The 20,063-nt window shown below is 72.2% G+C and carries 20 protein-coding genes; 13 read left to right on the plus strand and 7 right to left on the minus strand.

Going from position 1 to position 20,063, the window contains the following annotated elements; translation table 11 throughout:
* Positions 1–3: 3 nt before the first annotated feature.
* Positions 4–483 (minus strand): hypothetical protein, encoded by a 480-nt coding sequence (locus ACFY9E_RS14840; RefSeq protein ID WP_390983196.1) that lies wholly within the window; start codon positions 481–483, stop codon positions 4–6.
* A gap of 165 nt (positions 484–648) precedes the next feature.
* Between ACFY9E_RS14840 and ACFY9E_RS14845 the strand changes: the two genes are divergently transcribed.
* From ACFY9E_RS14845 to ACFY9E_RS14860, 4 genes are all read left to right on the plus strand, one after another.
* Entirely contained in the window at positions 649–1,176 is a 528-nt protein-coding gene (locus ACFY9E_RS14845; protein WP_053670429.1) for a YbjN domain-containing protein, read from the plus strand.
* Between the two features lie 131 nt (positions 1,177–1,307).
* The gene (locus ACFY9E_RS14850) at positions 1,308–1,544 is read left to right on the plus strand and encodes a hypothetical protein (protein WP_390983199.1); all 237 of its coding nucleotides are present in this window, start codon (positions 1,308–1,310) and stop codon (positions 1,542–1,544) included.
* Positions 1,545–1,993: 449 nt separating this feature from the next.
* Positions 1,994–2,869, plus strand: a complete 876-nt coding sequence (locus tag ACFY9E_RS14855) for a hypothetical protein (protein ID WP_390983202.1) — start codon at positions 1,994–1,996, stop codon at positions 2,867–2,869.
* Positions 2,870–3,084: 215 nt separating this feature from the next.
* A complete protein-coding gene (locus ACFY9E_RS14860; RefSeq protein ID WP_390983204.1) occupies positions 3,085–3,804 on the plus strand; it encodes a response regulator in 720 nt (239 codons plus the stop codon).
* 9 nt (positions 3,805–3,813) lie between these two features.
* On the opposite strand, the gene ACFY9E_RS14865 is transcribed toward ACFY9E_RS14860, so the two are convergent.
* Positions 3,814–5,451: an ATP-binding protein gene (locus ACFY9E_RS14865; protein WP_390983207.1), complete on the minus strand. Its 1,638-nt coding sequence runs from the start codon at positions 5,449–5,451 to the stop codon at positions 3,814–3,816.
* A gap of 303 nt (positions 5,452–5,754) precedes the next feature.
* Between ACFY9E_RS14865 and ACFY9E_RS14870 the strand changes: the two genes are divergently transcribed.
* On the plus strand, positions 5,755–6,114 hold the full coding sequence (locus tag ACFY9E_RS14870) for an SH3 domain-containing protein (protein ID WP_390983210.1): 360 nt from the start codon (positions 5,755–5,757) through the stop codon (positions 6,112–6,114).
* Positions 6,115–6,219: 105 nt separating this feature from the next.
* Here ACFY9E_RS14870 and ACFY9E_RS14875 read toward each other — a convergent pair whose 3' ends face one another.
* The 5 genes from ACFY9E_RS14875 to ACFY9E_RS14895 form a co-directional block, all read right to left on the minus strand.
* Entirely contained in the window at positions 6,220–7,542 is a 1,323-nt protein-coding gene (locus tag ACFY9E_RS14875; RefSeq protein ID WP_390983213.1) for an FtsX-like permease family protein, read from the minus strand.
* Positions 7,539–8,249, minus strand: coding sequence for an ATP-binding cassette domain-containing protein (locus ACFY9E_RS14880; protein WP_390983216.1), 711 nt, complete (start codon positions 8,247–8,249; stop codon positions 7,539–7,541). The genes ACFY9E_RS14875 and ACFY9E_RS14880 overlap by 4 nt, the downstream gene beginning before the upstream one ends.
* On the minus strand, positions 8,246–9,508 hold the full coding sequence (locus ACFY9E_RS14885; protein ID WP_390983219.1) for a peptidoglycan-binding protein: 1,263 nt from the start codon (positions 9,506–9,508) through the stop codon (positions 8,246–8,248). Before ACFY9E_RS14885 ends, ACFY9E_RS14880 begins: the two co-directional genes overlap by 4 nt.
* A gap of 17 nt (positions 9,509–9,525) precedes the next feature.
* Positions 9,526–10,095, minus strand: a complete 570-nt coding sequence (locus ACFY9E_RS14890) for a hypothetical protein (protein WP_390983221.1) — start codon at positions 10,093–10,095, stop codon at positions 9,526–9,528.
* Between the two features lie 364 nt (positions 10,096–10,459).
* Positions 10,460–11,647 (minus strand): pyridoxal phosphate-dependent aminotransferase, encoded by a 1,188-nt coding sequence (locus tag ACFY9E_RS14895; protein ID WP_390983223.1) that lies wholly within the window; start codon positions 11,645–11,647, stop codon positions 10,460–10,462.
* Positions 11,648–11,774: 127 nt separating this feature from the next.
* On the opposite strand from ACFY9E_RS14895, the gene ACFY9E_RS14900 reads away from it, so the two are divergent.
* The 8 genes from ACFY9E_RS14900 to ACFY9E_RS14935 all read left to right on the plus strand — a co-directional run bounded on the left by ACFY9E_RS14900 (position 11,775) and on the right by ACFY9E_RS14935 (position 19,974).
* Positions 11,775–12,056, plus strand: a complete 282-nt coding sequence (locus ACFY9E_RS14900; RefSeq protein WP_390983226.1) for a hypothetical protein — start codon at positions 11,775–11,777, stop codon at positions 12,054–12,056.
* A 569-nt stretch (positions 12,057–12,625) separates the two neighbouring features.
* Entirely contained in the window at positions 12,626–13,153 is a 528-nt protein-coding gene (locus ACFY9E_RS14905; protein ID WP_390983229.1) for a DUF2617 family protein, read from the plus strand.
* A 134-nt stretch (positions 13,154–13,287) separates the two neighbouring features.
* Positions 13,288–14,916 carry a polyamine aminopropyltransferase gene (locus ACFY9E_RS14910; RefSeq protein WP_390983232.1) on the plus strand — a complete coding sequence of 543 codons (1,629 nt, stop codon included), beginning with the start codon at positions 13,288–13,290 and terminating at the stop codon, positions 14,914–14,916.
* A 110-nt stretch (positions 14,917–15,026) separates the two neighbouring features.
* Entirely contained in the window at positions 15,027–15,833 is an 807-nt protein-coding gene (locus ACFY9E_RS14915) for an SRPBCC domain-containing protein (protein WP_390983235.1), read from the plus strand.
* 98 nt (positions 15,834–15,931) lie between these two features.
* The gene (locus tag ACFY9E_RS14920) at positions 15,932–16,720 is read left to right on the plus strand and encodes an aldose 1-epimerase (RefSeq protein WP_390983238.1); all 789 of its coding nucleotides are present in this window, start codon (positions 15,932–15,934) and stop codon (positions 16,718–16,720) included.
* Between the two features lie 10 nt (positions 16,721–16,730).
* Entirely contained in the window at positions 16,731–17,279 is a 549-nt protein-coding gene (gene pyrE, locus ACFY9E_RS14925; protein ID WP_031142415.1) for an orotate phosphoribosyltransferase, read from the plus strand.
* A 137-nt stretch (positions 17,280–17,416) separates the two neighbouring features.
* On the plus strand, positions 17,417–18,439 hold the full coding sequence (gene fbaA / locus ACFY9E_RS14930; protein ID WP_390983240.1) for a class II fructose-bisphosphate aldolase: 1,023 nt from the start codon (positions 17,417–17,419) through the stop codon (positions 18,437–18,439).
* A 65-nt stretch (positions 18,440–18,504) separates the two neighbouring features.
* Entirely contained in the window at positions 18,505–19,974 is a 1,470-nt protein-coding gene (locus ACFY9E_RS14935) for a DHA2 family efflux MFS transporter permease subunit (RefSeq protein WP_390983242.1), read from the plus strand.
* Positions 19,975–20,063: the final 89 nt, after the last annotated feature.

Raw genomic sequence — 20,063 nt, forward strand, 5'->3', positions numbered from 1 at the left:
ACCTCACATCGTGAACGCCGAGAAGCGCACCAGCGCCGTCTCGGCGTTCTCGTACTCCACCCGCACCTGCACCACGTGCGCCTCCGCCGTGCCGGGGAGGCCGTCCTCGTGGGTCACGTCGAGGCAGAGCGCCCCGCAGACGCCGCCGCCGGTGCGGGGCTCCGGGGCGTCCGGGTACGTCTCGCGCAGCCAGTCGCTCACGTCCTCGCGGGGCATCCGCAGCACCGCCGAGTACGACGTGTCGATGCCCCGCTGCACGGTGCAGTCCCGGACGCGGGCGTGCGCGGGGGGCTCGGCGGCGCCGAAGGCCAGGGCCTCGGTGCAGGGGACCGTGGCCGCCGCGCCCGCACGGGTGCCGTCGTCGTCGTCCGAGTAGGCCCACAAGAACAGGCCGACGATCAGGACGCCGAGCACCACCACGGGCAGTGCCAGGAACGGCAGGATGATGCCCCACCGGGTATGACCTCTGTCCGCTGCCTGCATGACTGCGTCCCCCTTTGTCGGCTGCTCAGGAGGACGGTTCGGGGTACCCGGAGGTTGCGGTTGACCGGATCGTGTCAGCCGACGGCTGACAGGGTCTGTCGGGGCTTGCCACCCCCCTCCCCGCATGGGGGAGGATGGCGGAATCCGTACGAAGGGAAATTCACGGTGACCATCGACCCGTCCTCGATTCCGAACTTCGGGGGCCAGCCCGAGCCGCAGCCCGGCGGCCCGGCCGGCCCCGTCGTCCCGGATCAGGACCTCGTGAAGCAGCTCCTCGACCAGATGGAGCTCAAGTACGTCGTCGACGACGAGGGAGACCTCGCGGCGCCGTGGGAGCAGTTCCGCACCTACTTCATGTTCCGGGGTGAGGGAGACCAGCAGGTCTTCTCCGTGCGGACGTTCTACGACCGGCCTCACGAGATCGAGGCCAAGCCGCAGATCCTGGAGTCGATCGACGACTGGAACCGCCGCACGCTGTGGCCCAAGGTCTACAGCCACACCCACGACGACGGCACGGTCCGCCTGATCGGCGAGGCCCAGATGCTGATCGGCATGGGTGTCAGCCTGGAGCACTTCGTCTCCTCGACGGTCAGCTGGGTGCGCGCCGCGATCGAGTTCGACAAGTGGCTCGTCGAGCAGCTCGGTCTCGAAGAGGAGATCAACGAGGCGGAGAAGCCCGAGGACGACGAGTAGGCCCTCCCACCGGGGCCCCTACGGCGCGTCGGCGCGTACGCACAGGTACGCGCTGTACGCGCCGTTTGCCTTTTTCGCACACGGACGGACCCGGCCCTGCGCCGTTGTTTCCGAGGAATAGAGTGAACGGCTTGCTGAAGATCGTGAGAGAGGGAGCAGGGGTGCGCCGGTTACTGGGCGTAGCGGTTCTAATTGCGGGGATGGCGCTCGCGTTCTGGTTGGTCTTGGGGCCTACCGCTGACTGGGAGGGCGGCGCGAGGTTCGTGCGCTTCGCCCTCTTGCTGAGCTGCTTCCTGGTGATCGGCGGTGGCGTGCGGTTGATCTACCCCGACAAGCCCCCTCACGAGCCGACCGAGGTCGCCGGGTAATCCCGGCCAAGGTCAGCCGCTACGAGGTGATTTACGGTCGCCTGCGGGCGGCAGCACTGCCCCCGGTCACGTCACTCGACATGATCCGGTCCGCGAGGGGGGCGACTGCCGTGGCCGAATGTCCCGTCCCGGTGTTCCCGTCCCGATCTGAGCAACGCCGCCTGGCGCGAGAGCAGTTTCGTCCCTGAAGCGGCCTTTCGGGCTCACCGGGCCCTTGTCCGCGAGGGCCCGGCAGGCCACTGACCTCCTGAAAGAACCGGGGACAGAACTACCCGCCCACCCACCCTCCCCGCGCCGGAAGGCGGGCGTCACCCGTCCGAGTGACCAGCTTGCAGGCGCGGGTAACGGGCCGTTACGTTCGCCGCGACAACCGCAAACAGATACGGCCCCCGGCCGGGACGGCAATCCCGATCGAGGGCCTGACCGATCAGGAAGTAGACGCCTTCCCGATGGCTGACCCGCAGTCTAACGCGCCCCTGCGCGCCGACGCCGGAGCTCCGACTTCCGGCGTGATCCACGTACGCACCCGCCTCACCGCCGACTTCACGGTGATCTCCAACGCCCTCGCCCAGCGGCGCGGCAGCGCGGTCACGGTCGGCGTAGCGGCGTACATCGCCTCCCTGCCCGATGGCTGCCCCGTGACCATCACCGCCCTGTGCGAGCACTTCAGCGAGGGCGAGATCCTCATCTCGCGAGCGCTCAGGGAACTCGAATCGGCCGGGTACCTGGAGCGCCGCCGCGAACGGACGCCCACCGGGCAGGTGCGCACCCGGACGTACTTCTACGACGTACCCCGGAGCGAAGGCCCGGACGACCCGCCCGAGCCGCCGAAGCCACGGCCACGGAAGCAGCCCACCGTCCCGGAGACCCGACGGGCGGCGGCGCCCGCTCCCGCTCCTGAGGAGCCCGGCGGCCCGGCACCCGCACTCGCCGACGCCGACCCCGAGGCCGTCGCCGTACTGACCGCCCTGCGCCGGGTCGACCCCCGCCTCGTCCTCTCCGCCCAGGAGGCCGCCCGCCTGGCACCGGCCGTCGCCGAGTGGCTGGCGGCCGGTGTGGGGTCAGGGGAGATCACCGAGTTGCTGACGGTACGGCTCCCCGACCGTTTCCGGGCCCGCCCGGCAAGCGTCCTGGCCTTCCGCCTCCGGGAAACCCCGCTGCCGTTGCCCTCCCCTGCGCCGCTCCCGCCGAGCGCCGAGCGCCCGGCCGTGCTGCCCTTCCAGACCTGCGACGGCTGCGAGCGCGCCTTCCGCGCCCCGCGGCCCGGACACTGCCGGAGCTGCCGGGACCGTCTCGCCGGGGAACGTCTGGGTGCGGTGGGCTGAGCCGGTGGGGCTCATGGTGGCCTGTCGCCCGACATCCGAATGGAGGTAGAGCTGGGTGTCGGCTGGGTGCCGAAGGAAGGACCGGCTCGCGGTACTGTTCAGCGGGCGCGGCCTTTCCGGGAATTTCCGGAGGAATGAATTCCGGAGGAGTGAATTCCGGAGGCGCGTCGGTATCAACGGTGCTGGCATCGTGCAGGGCCTCCTGAGGAGAATCGTTGAGCGCGCGCATCCTGGTCGCCGAAGACGACGAAAAACAATCTCGTCTCATCCGGATTTATCTGGAACGGGAAGGCAACGCGGTGCAGGTCGTGGCCGACGGCCGGGCAGCGCTGGAACGGGCGCGTTCGACGGGGCCGGATCTCATCGTTCTCGATGTGATGCTGCCGCTCGTCGACGGACTCGACGTATGCCGCATTCTGCGTGCCGAGGCCTTCGAGGTGCCGATTCTGCTGCTGACCGCCCGCAGCACCGAGGAGGACATGCTCCTCGGCCTCGACCTGGGGGCCGACGACTACCTCACCAAGCCGTACAGTCCCCGCGAACTCACCGCGCGGGTACGGGCGTTGCTGCGGCGCTCCAGGAAAGGCGGCGCGGCCGGGAGCGAGGTGCTGCGGGTCGGCGCGGTCGAACTGGACACCGCCCGCTTCGAGGTCCGGGTGGCAGGCCGTCCGGTGGCGCTGACCTCCAAGGAGTTCTCGATCCTGGAGGCTCTGGCCCGCGAGCCGGGGCGGGTGTTCACCCGGGCCCAGATCATCGAGCGTGCCTTCGGCTTCGACAGCGATGTACTCGAGCGCACGGTGGACGCGCATGTGCGCAACCTGCGCCGCAAGCTGGGGGACGACCCGGCCCGGCCGCGCCATCTGGAGACCGTGTACGGCCGGGGATACCGCCTGGTGGAAGGCTCAGCGCCGGCCCGAGCACTCGCGGGGTCCTGACGGGGTCGATCAGCCGGCGTCGGCCTGCGACGGCCGGGCCATGGGGAGGGCGACGGTGAAGGTCGTGCCGACGCCAACGGCGCTCTTCACGTCTATCGTCCCCTGGTGGTCGGTCACGATCTGGCGGGCGATGGACAGCCCCAGGCCACTTCCTCCGGTGGCGCGGCCCCGTGCCGCGTCCGCCCGCCAGAAGCGGTCGAAGAGATGGGGCAGGTCCTCGGCCGGTATCCCGGTTCCGGTGTCCCGCACCTGCATGAACGCAAGATCGCCGTGCCGGCCCAGGACCAGTGCCACCGTGCCGCCCGGTGCTGTGGCCCTCAGCGCGTTGCCGACCAGATTGCCGACGACCTGGCGCAGTCGGTCGGCGTCGGCGATGACGTCCACAGGCCGCGGCGCCTCCAGCCGCAGCGCGACACCTGCCGCGTCGGCCTGGGCACGGTGAGCCGTGCCGGCGGCTTCGAGGAGCTCACGCAGGTCGACGCGCACTCGGTGGTAGGTGAGTGCACCGGCCTCGGCCAGCGCGAGATCCTGCAGGTCGTCGACGATCCGCTGCTGCAGCAGTGCCTCCTCGTGGAGGGAATCGAGCAGCTCGGGGGTCGGCTCGACGACCCCGTCCCGCAGGGCCTCCAGATAGCCGCGCAGATTGGCCAGCGGAGTGCGCAGCTCGTGGGCGATGTCACCGGTGAGGCGGCGCTGGCGTTGCTCGACGGCCTGGATGGACTCCGCCATCCGGTTGAAGGCACGGCCGAGTTGGGCGATCTCGTCCCGGCCGGAGACGGGGACCCGCCGCCCCAGGTCTCCCTCGCCCAGCCCCCCGGCGGCCAGGGTCATGGCACGGACCGGGCGCAGCACCGCCCGGCTCAGGAGCAGGGCGCCGAGCACGGCGGCGAGGGCGACGCCGCCTGCGACGGCCATCGTGGGTGCCGCGGCCAGGGTGGGCGGGGACTCGTCCCGGACGCCGAGACGGATCACCAGGCGTGGCGGGGCGGCGGAGCCCACGCGCTCGTTGAACACCCGCTGCAGGCAGGTGATGAACTGCTGCTCCGACTCGCATGTCCGGATCACCTCGAGGTCCTGCGGAGTCTGCGGGTCCGGTTCGCCTTTCGGCTCCTTGCACTGTTCCGGCCGGCCCTCTGTGCTGGTCCGCGGCACTCCGGTGGCGTCCGGCCGGGCCGTCACCTCGGCCCCCGCCCGGGTCAGACAGGCCGCGTACGCCGCTTCGGCCCGGTACTGGGCGATCGCGGTCGCCGTCAGCTTCATCGAGGTCCGCGGTAGCTGTCCCGCGGGGATCCGCACAAGGGGACGCGGATCGACCAGCACGGGCGGCTGGTCGCTCACCGGGCGGGGGGCACGGCCCGCGAGCGCGTCGGAATCGGCGAGCAGGACGTCGTTCTCGGTGGCGACCCGGATGCGCTGGCCGGTGTCCTTGGCCAGGCGGCTCACCGTCGGCGAGAGGCCCTCCCAGGTGCCGTGCGCGAATCCGTACGCGCGCAGGTCGCCGGTGATCCGGGAGACCTCCTGCCGTCCCGCGGTGACACTCTCCTGGACCTGGCGGTTCGCCTGACGCAGGGTCAACCAGGCGGTGGCGGCGGTGGCGGCCATCGCGACCAGCATCACCAGGCCGAGTACCCGCAGCCGGAAGCTCATCGCGTGCCACCCCGCCCACCTGTCAGGACGTGTGTGTTCAACGGGACTCGGATGTTCGTCAAGGGGGCGCTTCCGGACGAAAGGACTGTGGAGTGGCGCATTTCCTCTTCCGGTATTTTCGGTCTCTCGTGGGCAATTATTGGACGGTTGAGGACGGAATGCTTTCTTCAGTGTCTTTTTGGCTGTGATCGTACTGACGCCACTTGCACACCGATTGATGCAGTGGTCGCTGTTTCGCTCAGGTGTGATCCAACGGCCTGGGGGAGCAGTGCCAACAGAAAACGCATTCATGGGGGTTCAAAAGTGAAGCGTCGACTCGCGGCGGTCGTACCCGCCCTGGCGGCGGTGGCCATGGCCGTCCCGCTCGCCCTCTCCACCCCGGCCACCGCAGCCGCGTCCTGCGGCAGGACCGCCTCCGACATGGACAGCAGCGCCTGGAACAGGACGGCCAACGGCGCCAACGAGAGAAGCGGATCCAGCACCAGCTGCGCCAGCAATGGCATCGCCTACAACACCCACCGTCTCGACTACCACTGTTACACGCGCATCGGCAGCACCGATGAGACCTGGACGTACCTCCGCAACGACACCACCGGTACGTCCGGCTGGGTCCGCGACGACCTGCTGAGCGACGGCGGCAGCCTCGTGTACTGCGGCTTCTAGTACGTCGGCCGGCACTCCCGCAGGAGTGATGAGCAGGCCGGACTGATGGTGCGTCAGGGGCGGTCTCGTCGAGGCCGCCCCTGACCCGTACGACGGGCGGGCCGTTCAGGGGCCGGACAGGGCCTCCGTCGGCGACAGCCGGCTCGCCCGCACCGCCGGATACAGCCCGGCGATCATGCCGATGACGAGGGTGCAGCCGATCCCCGCCGCACTCGCCCACACCGGGACGACCGTCGGCCAGTCGCGGCTGAGGGCGTAGGCCGCCGTGATCGCGGTCCCCAGCACCGTCCCGCCGAGGCCGCCGATGAGCGACAGCAGCAGCGACTCCGTCACGAACTGGGTCCGGATCTGGCCGCGGGTCGCCCCCAGCGCCCGGCGCAGGCCGATCTCCGGGCGCCGCTCCAGGACCGAGATGACCATCGTGTTGCCGACCCCCACGCCACCGACGAGCAGGGCCACGCCACCGAGGCCGAGCAGCAGCCCGGTCAGCGCCGACTCGGTGGCCTCGCGGGCGGCGAGCGCGTCGGAGGGCCGGGAGATCTGGACCTGGCCCGGTTTCTCCGGGTACGCCGTGGCCGGCAGGACGGTCCGTACCTCCGCGACCTGGCTGTCCTCGGCGCGGACATAGACCGTCGACGGATGGCCGTCGAAGCGCAGGTACGTCCGGGCCGCCGGCCAGCCGACCAGCGCCGCGCTGTCGAGCTCCGGCGCGAGCGGTACGGGATCGAGGACGCCGACGAGGGAGAACCAGCGGCCGCCGAGCCAGACCCGGGTCCCCGGCGCGTACACGTCGAGCCGCCGCGCGGCCGTGGAGCCGAGCACGACCGCCGGGTACTCCTCGGTCGCGGAATCCAGCCAGCGGCCCCGGCGGACGTGGCCGCCGACTGCCGGCAGCAGGCCCCTGCCGGCCGCGAGGACATCGAGGGAGCCGGTGCGGCCGATGGCGATGTGCTCATTGCGGTAGACGTGTGCGGCGGTCGCGCCGGTGGCGGCGACCTGCTGCACGGGCGGGATGCGGCCGATCATCGCGACGGCCTCGTGGGGCAGCTTGGCCTCGGTGCCGTCGAGCGTGTCGCCGGGGGCGACCCGCAGCAGATTGGTGCCGAGCGCGTCGAGTCGGCGGTCCACCTCCGACCGGCCGGAGCCGGAGATTCCGACCACCGCGATCATGGCGGCGACGCCGATCGCGATCCCGAGCGCGGAGAGGAAGACCCGCAGGGGACGAGTCCGCAGCCCGGTCCCACCGAGCCGCACGACGTCCCGGGGACCGAGGCGGGCGGCCCGCAGCCGGCCGCCCCTGCCACCGGCGGCACCGCTCGCTCGTCCGCGTCCGCGTCCGCGACCGTGTCCGGCGTCCGTGCCGGTGCCGGACGGCGGGGTGGGTGGGGCGTCGTCCATGGGCAGGCCGTTCGTCGTACCGTCGGTCATCGGACCGCCTCGCTCGGTGCGTCCGTGGTCGCGGTGTCCGCCACCACGCGGCCGTCGCGCATCTCGATACGGCGGGGCAGTCCGGCCGCGATCTCCCGGTCGTGGGTGATGATCACGACCGTGGTCCCGGCGGCGTGCAGCTCGCGCAGCAGACCGAGTACGGCCTCCCCGGAAGCGGAGTCCAGGTTGCCGGTCGGCTCGTCCGCCAGCAGGACCGCCGGTTCGCCGATCACCGCCCGGGCCACCGCCACCCGCTGGCGCTCGCCGCCGGACAGCTGGTGCGGAAGGTGGTGGACGCGGTGGCTGAGGCCGACCCGTTCCAGTGCCACCGCCGCCCTGGCCCGGCGGTGGCGCAGCGGAACCCCGGCGTACAGCAGCCCGTCGGCCACCGAGTCCAGGACCGGAACTCCTACCGCCAGATGGAACTGCTGGAAGACGAAGCCGATCCGGGTGGCCCGCAGCGCAGACACCTCACGGTCCGTCAGCTTCGCCACGTCGTGGCCGTCGACCAGCACCCGTCCGGCGGAGGGCCGGTCGAGGCTGCCCATGAGGTTCAGCATGCTGGACTTGCCCGAGCCCGACGGGCCGACGACCGCGACGAGTTCGCCGCGCCCGATGCTCAGGCTCACGTCCCGAACGGCCGCCACACCACCGGGGTACGTCTTGGAGACCGCGTCGAACTCCACGACCGCCGACGCTCCGCTCACTCGGGGATCCTCACCTTCATGCCCTCGCGAACCGCGCTTCCGCTCACTTCCACCCGGCCGTCCGCGAAGAGCCCGGTCTTCACCGCGACGAACCGGCCGTCCGCGGTCTCCAGGCCGTGGCCGCCCTCGGCAAGGGCGACCAGCGCGGCGACCGGGACGGTGAGGACGTCTGTCCGTTCCCGCCCCACGTACTCGACGGTGACCGGCGCGCTCTCCAGCCTTCCCACGGATTTCTGGTCCTTGATGGTGATGGTCACCGGAACCGTCGGTGCCCCGGAGCCACCCTCCCCGCCTCCCTCCTCGGGTGCGGTCGCCTTCTTCCCCACCGAGGCCACCTCGCCCTTCACCGATGTCCCGTCGGGCAGCCCGATCGTGACGGCGGCGCCGCGCACGGCCCAGGAGTCCTCCTCCGCCGAGGCGTTGACGACGACCTTCCGAGACGTACCGGTGTACGTGAGGACGTCCTCGGTGACTGCCGAGCCGAGCCGGACCCCCGCGTGGCCGATCCGCACCTCGCCGGCGGAGTAGACGACGTCCCCGACGCCGACCGTGCCGGTCTGGGGAAGCCCGAGGGATTTCTGCCAGCGCTTGACCGCGCGGGCGGTGAGGCCGGTGAACTCCTCGTCGACTGTGAAGCCGGTGTAGCCGAGAGCGGCGAGATTGCTCTCGAACTGCAGGACGTCCATCCCGCGCAGAGTGCCCCGTGTCCCTCCGGCCCCGGCGCCACCCGGCGCCGGCGATCCGGAGGGAGCCGGGGCCTTGGAGGCGTCGTCCGTGAGGCCCTGGTCACCCCTGCCCTGGGCGTCCTCCTCGGTCCCGGCGTCCTGCCGGGTGCCCTGCCGGGCGCCCGCGGTCAGGCCCAGATCGCGGTACATCGGCAGCGTCCCGTACAGCAGCACCACCGGCCGGTCGTCGACGCGCAGCAGGGTGCCGCCGCGCTGCACCGTCCGGCTTTCCGCGGGCAGCCAGGTCACGGTGCCCGTCGCCTTGACCGGCAGCGGTATCTCAGTGCCGTAGCCCAACTGGCCGTCCACCGTGGTGCGTTCGGTCAGCGTAGCCCGGGTGACCGGGACGGTGGAGCCTGAGCGGGGCGGGGCGGAGGAGCCGTCCTCCGCGCCGCCCCCGCCGAGGCCCAGCGCACCGACCACGGCGACTGCCGCCACGACGAGCAAAGCCGAGGCCACCAGGACCGCACGCCGGCCGCGCCGTCCGCGCGGCGGCGGCGCGGGAGCCGCCCCGCGCTCGTGATCGGTCTGCATGACCGTCTCCGTCATCGTCAGCCCTTGCCCTCGGGCTGGTCCACCGGGTCGCCGATGATCGGAGCGCAGACACGGGTGGCACGCTTGGCTCCCGCCGACGTCTGGTCCCACTCGGAGCCCTGCGCGGTCCCGTCGGGACCGGGATCGGGGAAGTCGGGGGCGCCGTTCTTCTGCATGCAGTCGGCGTAGTCACGCTTGACCTTGATCTGCTCGGGAGTGAGCTTGGGCTGGTTGGCGTTCTCGAGGCTCTCGGGGACGGCCGCCTTGAGCGAGGCGCACTTTTCGGAGGCGTTCAGGAACTTCGTGTCCTTCTTCAACGCCGCGTTGTCGCCGAAGTCGACCTGCCCCTTGGCGTCCGGGTCGGGGGCGTCGACCCCGTTGTCCCGCAGACATTTCACCCACTCGCGCTGGGCGCTCACATACGCGGCCACGTCGTCGCGACCGCCCGGCGCGGCCGTCTTGCCGGACGCTTTGTCGCCGCCGGCCGTAGGGACCTTCGGGGTGTCGCCCTCGCCGCCGCAGCCGACCAGGGTGATCGCCATGACCGACGCCGACACCACGGCCATCAGCACCCGGTTCGTCCTCATTGGTTCTCCCGCCTCCTGTCGGACCCGACCGCGGGCGCGGCGGGCATCCCGACCGTAGGCCGGAGGTCGTGAAAAACCTTTGAAGAACCTGTCATCCGATCATGCGGGCGCGCTTCGCGCGAGGCGCCATGTGCCCCCAGTGCCCTCGGCACCCCGATGCGCCTCCGGGGCGACGGGGGTCCTTCTTCCCGGGCGAAGCCGGGACGGAGGAGGGCTGGGCACAGTTCCTGGTTGCGGCGGCCTCGGCCGGAACAGGGGTGACAGGGTGCGGGAGGGCCGGCCGGCCGCTCGCGTCGGCACCCTCCGTCACTCGACGCGCCGCGCGAGCGGACCCCCCAGGCGGGTGCGGCCCCCGCGGCCTGAGCTACGACTTCAGGCGCTTCACGGCCTCCTGGAGGACCTTGGTCTGCTTGCAGAACGCGAACCGTACGAAGGGCGCGCCCTCCTCGCGGTGGTCGTAGAAGACCGCGTTGGGGATGGCGACGACCCCGGCGCGTTCCGGCAGGCCGCGGCAGAAGGCGAAGCCGTCCGTCTCGCCGAGGGGGCGGATGTCGGTGGTGATGAAGTAGGTGCCCGAGGGGCGGAAGACCCGGAACCCGGCCTCCGCCAGGCCCGCCGCCAGCAGGTCCCGCTTGGCCAGCATGTCGGCGCGAAAGTCGGCGAAGTACGACTCGGGCAGGGCGAGCGCCTCGGCGACCGCGTACTGGAACGGGCCCGCCGAGACGTACGTCAGGTACTGCTTCGCCGAGCGCACCGCCGTGACCAGCTCCGGGGCCGACGTCACCCAGCCGACCTTCCAACCCGTGAACGAAAATGTTTTTCCGCTGCTTGAAATAGTGACCGTGCGCTTGCGCATCCCCGGGAACGTCGCGAGCGGCACGTGCTCGGCGTCGTCGAAGACCAGGTGCTCGTACACCTCGTCCGTCACCACCAGCAGGTCGCGCTCCACCGCCAGCTCGGCGATCGCGGCCAGCTCCTCGCGGCTGAGGACGGTGCCGGTCGGGTTGTGCGGGGTGTTGATCAGCAGCAGCCGGGTGCGGTCGGTGACGGCGTCGCGCAGCTCGTCGAGGTCGAGACGGAACCGGCCCTCCTCCTCGTGCGCCCGCAGGGTGACCGGCACCCGGCGCCCGCCGGCCATGGCGATGCACGCCGCGTAGGAGTCGTAGTACGGCTCGAAGGCGATCACCTCGTCCCCGGGCTCCACCAGGGCCAGCAGAGCGGCGGCGATGGCCTCCGTGGCGCCGGCGGTGACCAGGACCTCCGTGTCGGGGTCGTAGGACAGGCCGTAGCGGCGCTGCTGGTGGGCGGTGATCGCGGCGCGCAGCTCGGGGACGCCGGGGCCCGGCGGGTACTGGTTGCCGCGGCCGTCCCGCAGGGCCCGTACGGCCGCCTCCCGGATCTCCTCGGGGCCGTCGGTGTCGGGGAAGCCCTGCCCGAGGTTGATGGCACCGGTGCTCAGGGCCAGGGCGGACATCTCGGCGAAGATCGTCGTCCCGAACTCGGCGAGCCGGCGGTTCAGCAGGGGGCGCGCGCTGGAGGTCATGCCGGTCATCCTGCGCCGAAGCTCTGGAGTTCCTCAACTCCGCTTTGGGCCGTGAGCGGGGAGGGCATCACCGCTTCACGCAAGAGCGAGGCGCCCACGGGGGGCCGCTTCGGGGGAACGAAAGGAGGGTGACGCCATGATCGTCGGCATCATCCTGGCGGTGGTCGGAGTCGTCCTGGTCGGGGCGCTGGTCTCCAAGGCCCGCAGGGGCTCTTCCGGACGGACGGCGCGTCGCGGGGCGTGGGCGTCCACCGGCTCGAGCAGCAGCAGCCACAACAGCTGGTGGGCCGGCGGGGGAGACTCCGGCTCCTCCGGCGGCGGGCACCACGGGGGGCACTCCTGCGGCGGCGGATCGTCCTGCGGGGGCGGGTCGTCCTGCGGAGGCGGCGGCGGTGGCTGCGGCGGCGGAGGCAGCTGACCTACGCCGGCCGTCTCACCGCGGGGAAGCCGCATCCACCGAGCGCGGGGTCCGCACCCGGACCCCGCGTTGTCATGTGCGGATCGGAGCTGCCCGGACGGATGAGCCCTCGAATGTCTGTCGAGCGGCTCGGGATGATTTCGGCACAATTCCATGCCTGTAGGACAGCTGGCGCCGCGCGCTCTCGGTCAGGGCGTCACTCCGGCAACTGTGCGCGCCGCGCGGCCCCTTCGAAGGCCGGACGAAATCCCGGGCTCCCGTCCGTCGCGGCGCCGGGCGCGAACCACGGCGCACCGGCGCACGCCTCCCCGGCCCCGGCGCACGCCGTAGTTGAACAGTTGAGCTGTGGAGCCCTCTGAGGGATGGAAACCCTACGAACTTGGGTAAAAACGCTGTGGCGGTGCCACCGTTCATGATTCCCTCTAAGCCACCGACGCAGCCCCTCGGACGTCTCGCGGACACCTTCCTGTAACCGGCCGACCGGGCTGACCCGGGCCGACATCCCCCGGTGCGACCGGGGCGCAGCGGACCCCTCTCCCTCTCCTTTTGTGTGCTTGCGGAGCCGATCCATGCTCACGACCCTGAACACCTCCTACACCGACACGCGCGCGGCCGATCTCGCCTGGGCCCTGGGGCGCGAGCCGCTTCCCGCACTGGCCACGCTCGACCTCGAACTGGCGGACACCAAACTGCAGTTGCGGCTCCTCGGTGCGTCCCACCAGGTCCTGCTGGAGGAGGAGCGGGGCGTCTGTTCGGAGACGGTGGCGTGCATCGCCGGCAGCAGCACTCCGCTGCCGCTCGGCGTCGCCAAGCGGGTGGACGACTGGGAGTACGAGTTCGCGGCCCGGGTCGAGGTCCTCTCACCCGGCTCCTTCGCGGGCCGCGCCCAGGAGTTGCTGGCCCTCGTCTCCGACCACCCGCACGGCCTCGTCGGCGTCTTCCCCGGCAGCCCGTACGCCTTCACGGCCCTGCTCGCCCAGCACCACGAAGGGCAGGTGCACTGGCGGACCTGGCACGCCTACCCGCAGGACGGGCAGTTGGTGGCGACCCGTACGAAGGTGGGCGTGCGCGTACCGGCGACGGCCTTCGTCAACTGACCGCGGCCGAGGGCTGCGCGGCCCACCGGACCGCATACGGTGATCCGGATCTCGTACCGATGCCCGGCGTCTGTAAACCGGCACCACACGTGTGGGTGACGAACCGCGGTCGAGGCGTGACGTAACGTCGCAGAGTGATCGAGCCGCACGCGCCCGCCCCGCCCGGTTGCCCGCCGCCCTGGAGCGACCCGGGCGGCCCCGGCGGCCCGGCGCGACTGCCCGTCCGGCCCGGCACCGGACGGTTCCTGGTCCTCGCGGGAGTGTTCGTCTGCGCGGCCTGCGGACTCGTGTACGAACTGGAACTCGTCGCGCTCGCCTCGTACTTGATGGGCGACTCCGTCACACAGGCGTCCGTCGTGCTCTCCGTCATGGTCTTCGCGATGGGCATCGGCTCCCTCGCCGCGAAGCGGCTGCGCCGGCTCGCCGCGGCCGGCTTCGGTGCCGTCGAGGCCACCCTCGCGCTCGTCGGCGGGTGCAGCGCGATGGCCCTGTACGCCGTGTTCGCCTGGACCGGCGACTGGGGCGGCGTGTGGGCCAGCGGGCCGCGCTGCCTGCTCGTCGCCTTCTCCCTGGCCACCGGACTGCTCATCGGTGCCGAGGTCCCGCTGCTGATGGAGCTGATCCAGCGCATCCGGCGCCAGGACGCGGGCGGCGCGGTCGCCGACCTGTTCGCCGCCGACTACGTCGGTGCCCTCGTCGGCGGCCTCGCCTTCCCCTTCCTTCTGCTGCCCCACTTCGGCCAGTTGACCGGCGCGCTGCTCACCGGCGCGGTCAACGCGGTCGTCGGCGGTGCGCTGGTGCTCGGCCTGTTCCGCCGGGACCTGACCCGGCGCGCCCGGTGGCTGCTGCTGCTCGGCAACGCCCTCGTCCTCGCGATCCTCGCCTCGGCGGCCGTCCTCGTCGACGACTTCGAACAGGCCGCGCGGCAGGCGGTGTACGGCGGGGACGTCCGCGTGGCGCGCCAGAGCGGGGTGCAGGAGATCGTCCTCACCGGGGGCACGCACGGCAGGCCCCTCGACCTGTTCCTCGACGGCCGCCTGCGGGTCAGCGGACGCGACGAACCGCGCTGCCACGAGGCCCTCGTCCACCCCGCGATGAGCGGGCCGCACGCCCGCGTGCTGATCCTCGGCGGCGGCGACGGCCTGGCGGCACGCGAGGTGCTGCGCCACCCCGGAGTGGACCGGGTCGACGTCGTCGAACCGGATGCGGAGGTGGTCCGGCTGGCCCGCACCGACCCGGGCCTGTCCGCACTCAACCAGCACGCGTTCGGCGACCCGCGGGTGGGAGTGACGACCGAGGACGCCTTCGGCTGGCTGCGCGGAGCGGACCCGGCGACGTACGACGTGGTCGTCTCGGATCTGCCGGACCCGGGGATCACGGCGAGCACGAAGCTGTACTCGCAGGAGTTCTACGGCCTCGCCCGGCGCGTGCTGGCCCCCGGCGGGCGGCTGGTGGTGCACGCCGGGCCGGTCGCGGCCGGCCCCCGGGTCTACTGGACGGTCGAGGCGACGCTGCGCGCGGCCGGTTTCGACACCGCCCCCTACGGCACCGGCGGCCGCCACACCGGCTCCGACCGCTCCCGGGCGCTCCGGGACCGGGGTTTCGTCCTGGCCGCCCGCACGGACCCGCGCGCGCGGCTCGACCCGGACGGTCCGCGGCCGAGGGTCCTCACGGAGGAGCTGCTGGCGGCGGGGGAGCGGGCGGCGCGGGCGACGCGCATCGAGGGGTTGCCGGCGTCGACGCTGGTGCATCCGCGGTACTGAGGGAGCCGCGCCCCCAAGGGGCCGGGAGGATACGCCTGGCGGGGGTGGATCGGGGGCGAATCCCTCAGGCGGGGGTGCGTTTCGGGCTCCGCTGGGTAGAGTCCGTCGACATGGAGCACGAGGTGTTCGTTCCGGTTCCGGCGGAGCGGCTCAGGGAGGTGCTGGACGACCCGGCGCGGGTCGCCCGGGCTGTTCCCGGGCTCCAGCAGGACGCCGGCGCCGAGCCCGTCGCCGGACGGCTGAAGATCCGGGTCGGCAGCCACTCCGTCACGTACCGGGGTGCCATGCGGGTGCTCCGGCGGGACGACGACGCGTACGCCGTCGAGGGTGAGGTGCAGGAGGCGCGCGGCAGCGGCTCGGTCCGGTTCGCCCTGCGGATCGCCCTGCGCGAGGCCGCGGACGGCTGCACCCTCGTGTACGACGGCACCGCCTCCGCGGACGGCCGGATCAAGGACCTCCCCGCGGACGCGGTGGACGGGGCGGTCGCCCGGCTGCTGAACCGTTTCGCGGAGCAGCTGGCCGCGACGGCCGCGGACGCGGACGACGAGGCGCCGCGGCCCCCGGCCGGGGCCGGCGCGGGGGAAGGGGCGCAGGCCCCTGCCGATACCGGTCTCACCGAGGAACCCCCGGCCTCCGAGCGCCCCTCCGTCTTCGGCGCCGATGTCCCGCCGTCCCCGCTCGGAGCCGCGGACGAGGACGACGAGGAGGGCATCGCCGAGGCGGCGCACGCGCGGCGGACCATGATCGGGCGCAGTGCCGAGGAGGTGGACCACGCGCCGCCGCGCGGCCGGTACGCCCCCGTTCCGGCGCCGCAGACCGTGACGCCCGCGGCCCCCCTGCGCTGGGCGGCCCCGGCGGCGGCGCTGGCGCTGGCGTCGGCCGTCGTGGCGGTCCGGGCCCTGCGCAGACGTCGCTGAGCCGTTCGGCAGCCGGACGGGCCCGCGGGCGGGGCGGACATGGCCGAAGCACCCCGCACCCCGTGAGGCCCTCTTGATCACCGCAGTAGGGTCGTCCCGTGAGTGACGAAGACATCACGCTGACCGCGGGTGACGCGGAGGTGACCGTGCAGCCGGGCAACGGCGGCCGGGTGGGAGGGCTGCGGATCGGCGGCGTCGAACTGCTCCGCCAGGGTGAGCGGTTCGGGTGCTTCCCGATGGTGCCGTGGTGCGGACGGATCCGGGACGGACGGTTCCTTGACGGCGCCGAAGTGCGCCAGATGCCCCTCAACGCCCCGCCCCACGCCATCCACGGCACCGTCCGCGACGGCGCCTGGCGCACCGCCCGCACGAGCACGGACGAGGCCGTCCTCACGTACGAACTCGTCGACCCCTGGCCCTACCCGGGCCGCGTCACCCAGATCGTCGCCCTCACCGAGGACGCGCTGACGCTGACGATGTCCGTCGAGACGTACGAGTCGTCCTTCCCGGCGCAGATCGGCTGGCACCCCTGGTTCAACCGGAACCTCGGCGGGGAGGACGTGACCCTCCACTTCGACCCCGCCTGGCAGGAGGAGCGAGGCGAGGACCACCTGCCCACCGGCAACCGCCTCGACCCGAGGCCCGGCCCCTGGGACGACTGCTTCGGGATGCCCGGCGGCGTCGACGTCACCCTGACCTGGCCCGGGCAGCTGGAGCTGCAGGTGGCGAGCCGCCAGGAGTGGGTCGTCGTCTACGACGAGCAGGAGGCGGCCGTGTGCGTGGAGCCGCAGACCGGCCCGCCCAACGGCCTCAACACGTCGCCGCGCCTGGTCACACCCCTGGAGCCGCTGGAGGCCGCCACCACCTGGAGCTGGCGCCGCCTCTAAGCTGGGCGCCATGACGGACACGCGTGGCGCGCTGCTGCAGCAGATCAAGGACAAGGCCGTGGTGCACGGCAAGGTGACCCTGTCGTCGGGCCTCGAGGCCGACTACTACGTCGACCTGCGCCGCATCACCCTCGACGGCGAGGCCGCCCCGCTCGTCGGGCAGGTGCTGCTGGACCTGACCGGCGAGCTGGAGTTCGACGCCGTCGGCGGCCTCACCATGGGCGCCGACCCGGTCGCCGCCGCCATGCTGCACGCGGCCGCCGCGCGCGGGAAGCGCCTGGACGCCTTCGTCGTGCGCAAGGCCGCCAAGGCGCACGGTCTGCAGCGGCGCGTCGAGGGTCCGGACATCGCGGGCCGCCGCGTGCTGGTCGTCGAGGACACCTCCACCACCGGCGGCTCCCCGCTCACCGCCGTCGAGGCGGTCCGTGAGGCCGGGGCCGAGGTCGTCGCCGTCGCGACCATCGTCGACCGGGCGACCGGCGCCGCCGAGAAGATCCAGGAGGGGGCCGGGGTGCCGTACCTCTTCGCCTTCTCGAAGGACGAGCTGGGCCTCGACTGACCAGGGCGTGGACGGTGGCCTGGACCTTCCGGCCAAGTCTGGAAAGATGGGGCCGACGATGACGTCGCACCCCAAGGTCTAGGTCAGGGCCGTTAGACACAGCAGTACGTCAACCCGCAGATACAAGGAGCGGACGCATGCCCATCGCAACTCCCGAGGTCTACAACGAGATGCTGGACCGGGCGAAGGCAGGAAAGTTCGCCTACCCGGCCATCAACGTGACCTCCACCCAGACCCTGCACGCGGCCCTGCGCGGTTTCGCTGAGGCGGAGAGCGACGGCATCGTCCAGATCTCCACGGGTGGCGCCGAGTTCCTGGGCGGTCAGTACAGCAAGGACATGGTGACCGGCGCGGTCGCCCTGGCCGAGTTCGCGCACATCGTCGCCGAGAAGTACCCGGTGAACATCGCGCTGCACACCGACCACTGCCCCAAGGACAAGCTCGACGGGTACGTACGTCCGCTGCTGGCCCTGTCCCAGAAGCGTGTCGAGGCCGGTCTGAACCCGCTGTTCCAGTCGCACATGTGGGACGGCTCGGCCGAGACCCTCGCCGACAACCTCTCCATCGCGCAGGAGCTGCTGGAGCAGGCCCGCGCCGCGAAGATCATCCTCGAGGTGGAGATCACCCCGACCGGTGGCGAGGAGGACGGCGTCACCCACGAGATCAACGACTCCCTCTACACCACGGTCGACGACGCGATCCGCACCGCCGAGGCCCTCGGCCTGGGCGAGAAGGGCCGCTACCTGCTGGCCGCGTCCTTCGGCAACGTGCACGGCGTGTACAAGCCGGGCAACGTCGTCCTGCGTCCCGAGCTGCTGAAGGAGCTGAACGAGGGCGTCGCCGCCAAGTTCGGCAAGGGCTCCCCGTTCGACTTCGTCTTCCACGGCGGCTCCGGCTCCACCGAGGAGGAGATCCGCACCGCGCTGGAGAACGGCGTCGTCAAGATGAACATCGACACCGACACCCAGTACGCGTTCACGCGCCCGGTCGCGGACCACATGTTCCGCAACTACGACGGTGTCCTGAAGGTCGACGGCGAGGTCGGCAACAAGAAGACCTACGACCCGCGCACCTGGGGCAAGCTGGCCGAGGCCTCCATGTCCGCGCGCGTCGTCGAGGCCTGCGGTCACCTGCGTTCGACCGGCACGAAGATCAAGTAGTCCCGGTCCGCTCGCGTCGAGCCCGGCACCTCCTCGGGTGCCGGGCTCTTCCGTATGCTCCCTGCATGCCCGATGTCCGGTTGGCCTCCCCGCAGGGCAAGTGGGTCCTGCTCACCACCGTCCTCGGCTCCAGCATGGCGATGCTGGACTCGACCGTCGTCAACGTGGCCCTGCCGCGCATCGGCCGCGACCTCGACGCGAACCTGTCCGCGCTGCAGTGGACGGTCAACGCGTACATGGTCACGCTGGCCGGGCTGATCCTGCTGGGCGGGGCGCTCGGGGACCGGTTCGGGCGGCGGAAGGTGTTCGTCATCGGTGTGGTGTGGTTCGCGGTGGCGTCGCTGCTGTGCGGGATCGCGCCGAACGCGGGCGTGCTGATCGCGGCGCGGGCCCTGCAAGGGGTGGGCGGCGCGCTCCTCACTCCCGGGTCGCTGGCGCTGATCCAGGCGTCCTTCCATCCCGACGACCGGGGGCGGGCCGTGGGCCTGTGGTCCGGCTTCGGCGGGATCGGGGCGGCGGTCGGGCCGTTCGTCGGCGGCTGGCTGGTGGACGGGCCGGGCTGGCGGTGGGTGTTCCTGCTGAACGTGCCGCTCGCACTGCTGTGCGTGCCCGTCGCGCTGCGGCACGTGCCCGAGTCGGGCGGGGGACAGCGGGCGCACGGGCGGTTCGACGTGCTCGGGGCCGTGCTGGGGGCGCTGGCCCTCGCGCTGGTGACGTACGCGCTCATCGAGGCGAGCGGGGGCGGTGCGGTGGTGGCGGTCTCGGCGGTGGCCGGGCTGGCCGCGGCCGTCGCGTTCGTGCTCGTCGAGCGGCGCCGGCCCGATCCGATGATGCCGCCGGACATCTTCGCGTCCCGGCAGTTCACGGCCGTCAACATCGTCACGCTGTGCGTGTACGCGGCCCTCGGCGGGTTCTTCTTCCTCGCCGCGCTCCAGCTCCAGGTGGTCGTGGGCTACTCGGCCCTCGCCGCCGGTACGGCGCTGCTGCCCACGACCGTGCTGATGCTGCTGCTGTCCGCGCGCTCCGGGGAGCTGGCCGACCGGATCGGGCCGCGGATCCCGCTGACGGTGGGGCCGCTGCTGTGCGCGGCCGGGATGCTGCTGATGCTGCGGGTCGGGCCCGGGGCGTCCTACCTCGCCGATGTGCTGCCGGCGCTGGTGGTGCTCGGACTGGGCCTGGTCACGCTGGTGGCGCCGCTGACGGCGACGGTGCTGGGCTCGGTGAGCGTGGCGCGGGCCGGACTGGCCAGCGGCATCAACAACGCGGCGGCCCGGGCGGCGGGTCTGATCGCGGTGGCGGCGCTGCCGCTGCTGGTGGGGATGGGGGAGGAGGCGTACCGGGAGCCGGCCGCCTTCGACACGGCGTTCGGGAAGGCGATGGGGTGGTGTGCGGGGGCGCTGGTGGTGGGCGCGGTGATCGCGGCCGCCGTGGTGCGCAGGCCGCCGCCGGACTGCAAGCGGCCGGAGTGCCTGCGGCAGGGCGGCGTGACGGCGCCGCCGCTGGAGGGGGAGCCGGTGCGGAAGGCCTTGTCGTAGCAGCGGTTGCGGGGCCTTACGTGGGACCGGGTGTGGGGTCTCGCCGTGAAGTCGTCCGGTCCGTCCCCCCGCCCCCTGCGCTGTGCCGG

The organism is Streptomyces sp. NPDC012466 (assembly GCF_042955215.1).
Lineage (GTDB): Bacteria > Actinomycetota > Actinomycetes > Streptomycetales > Streptomycetaceae > Streptomyces.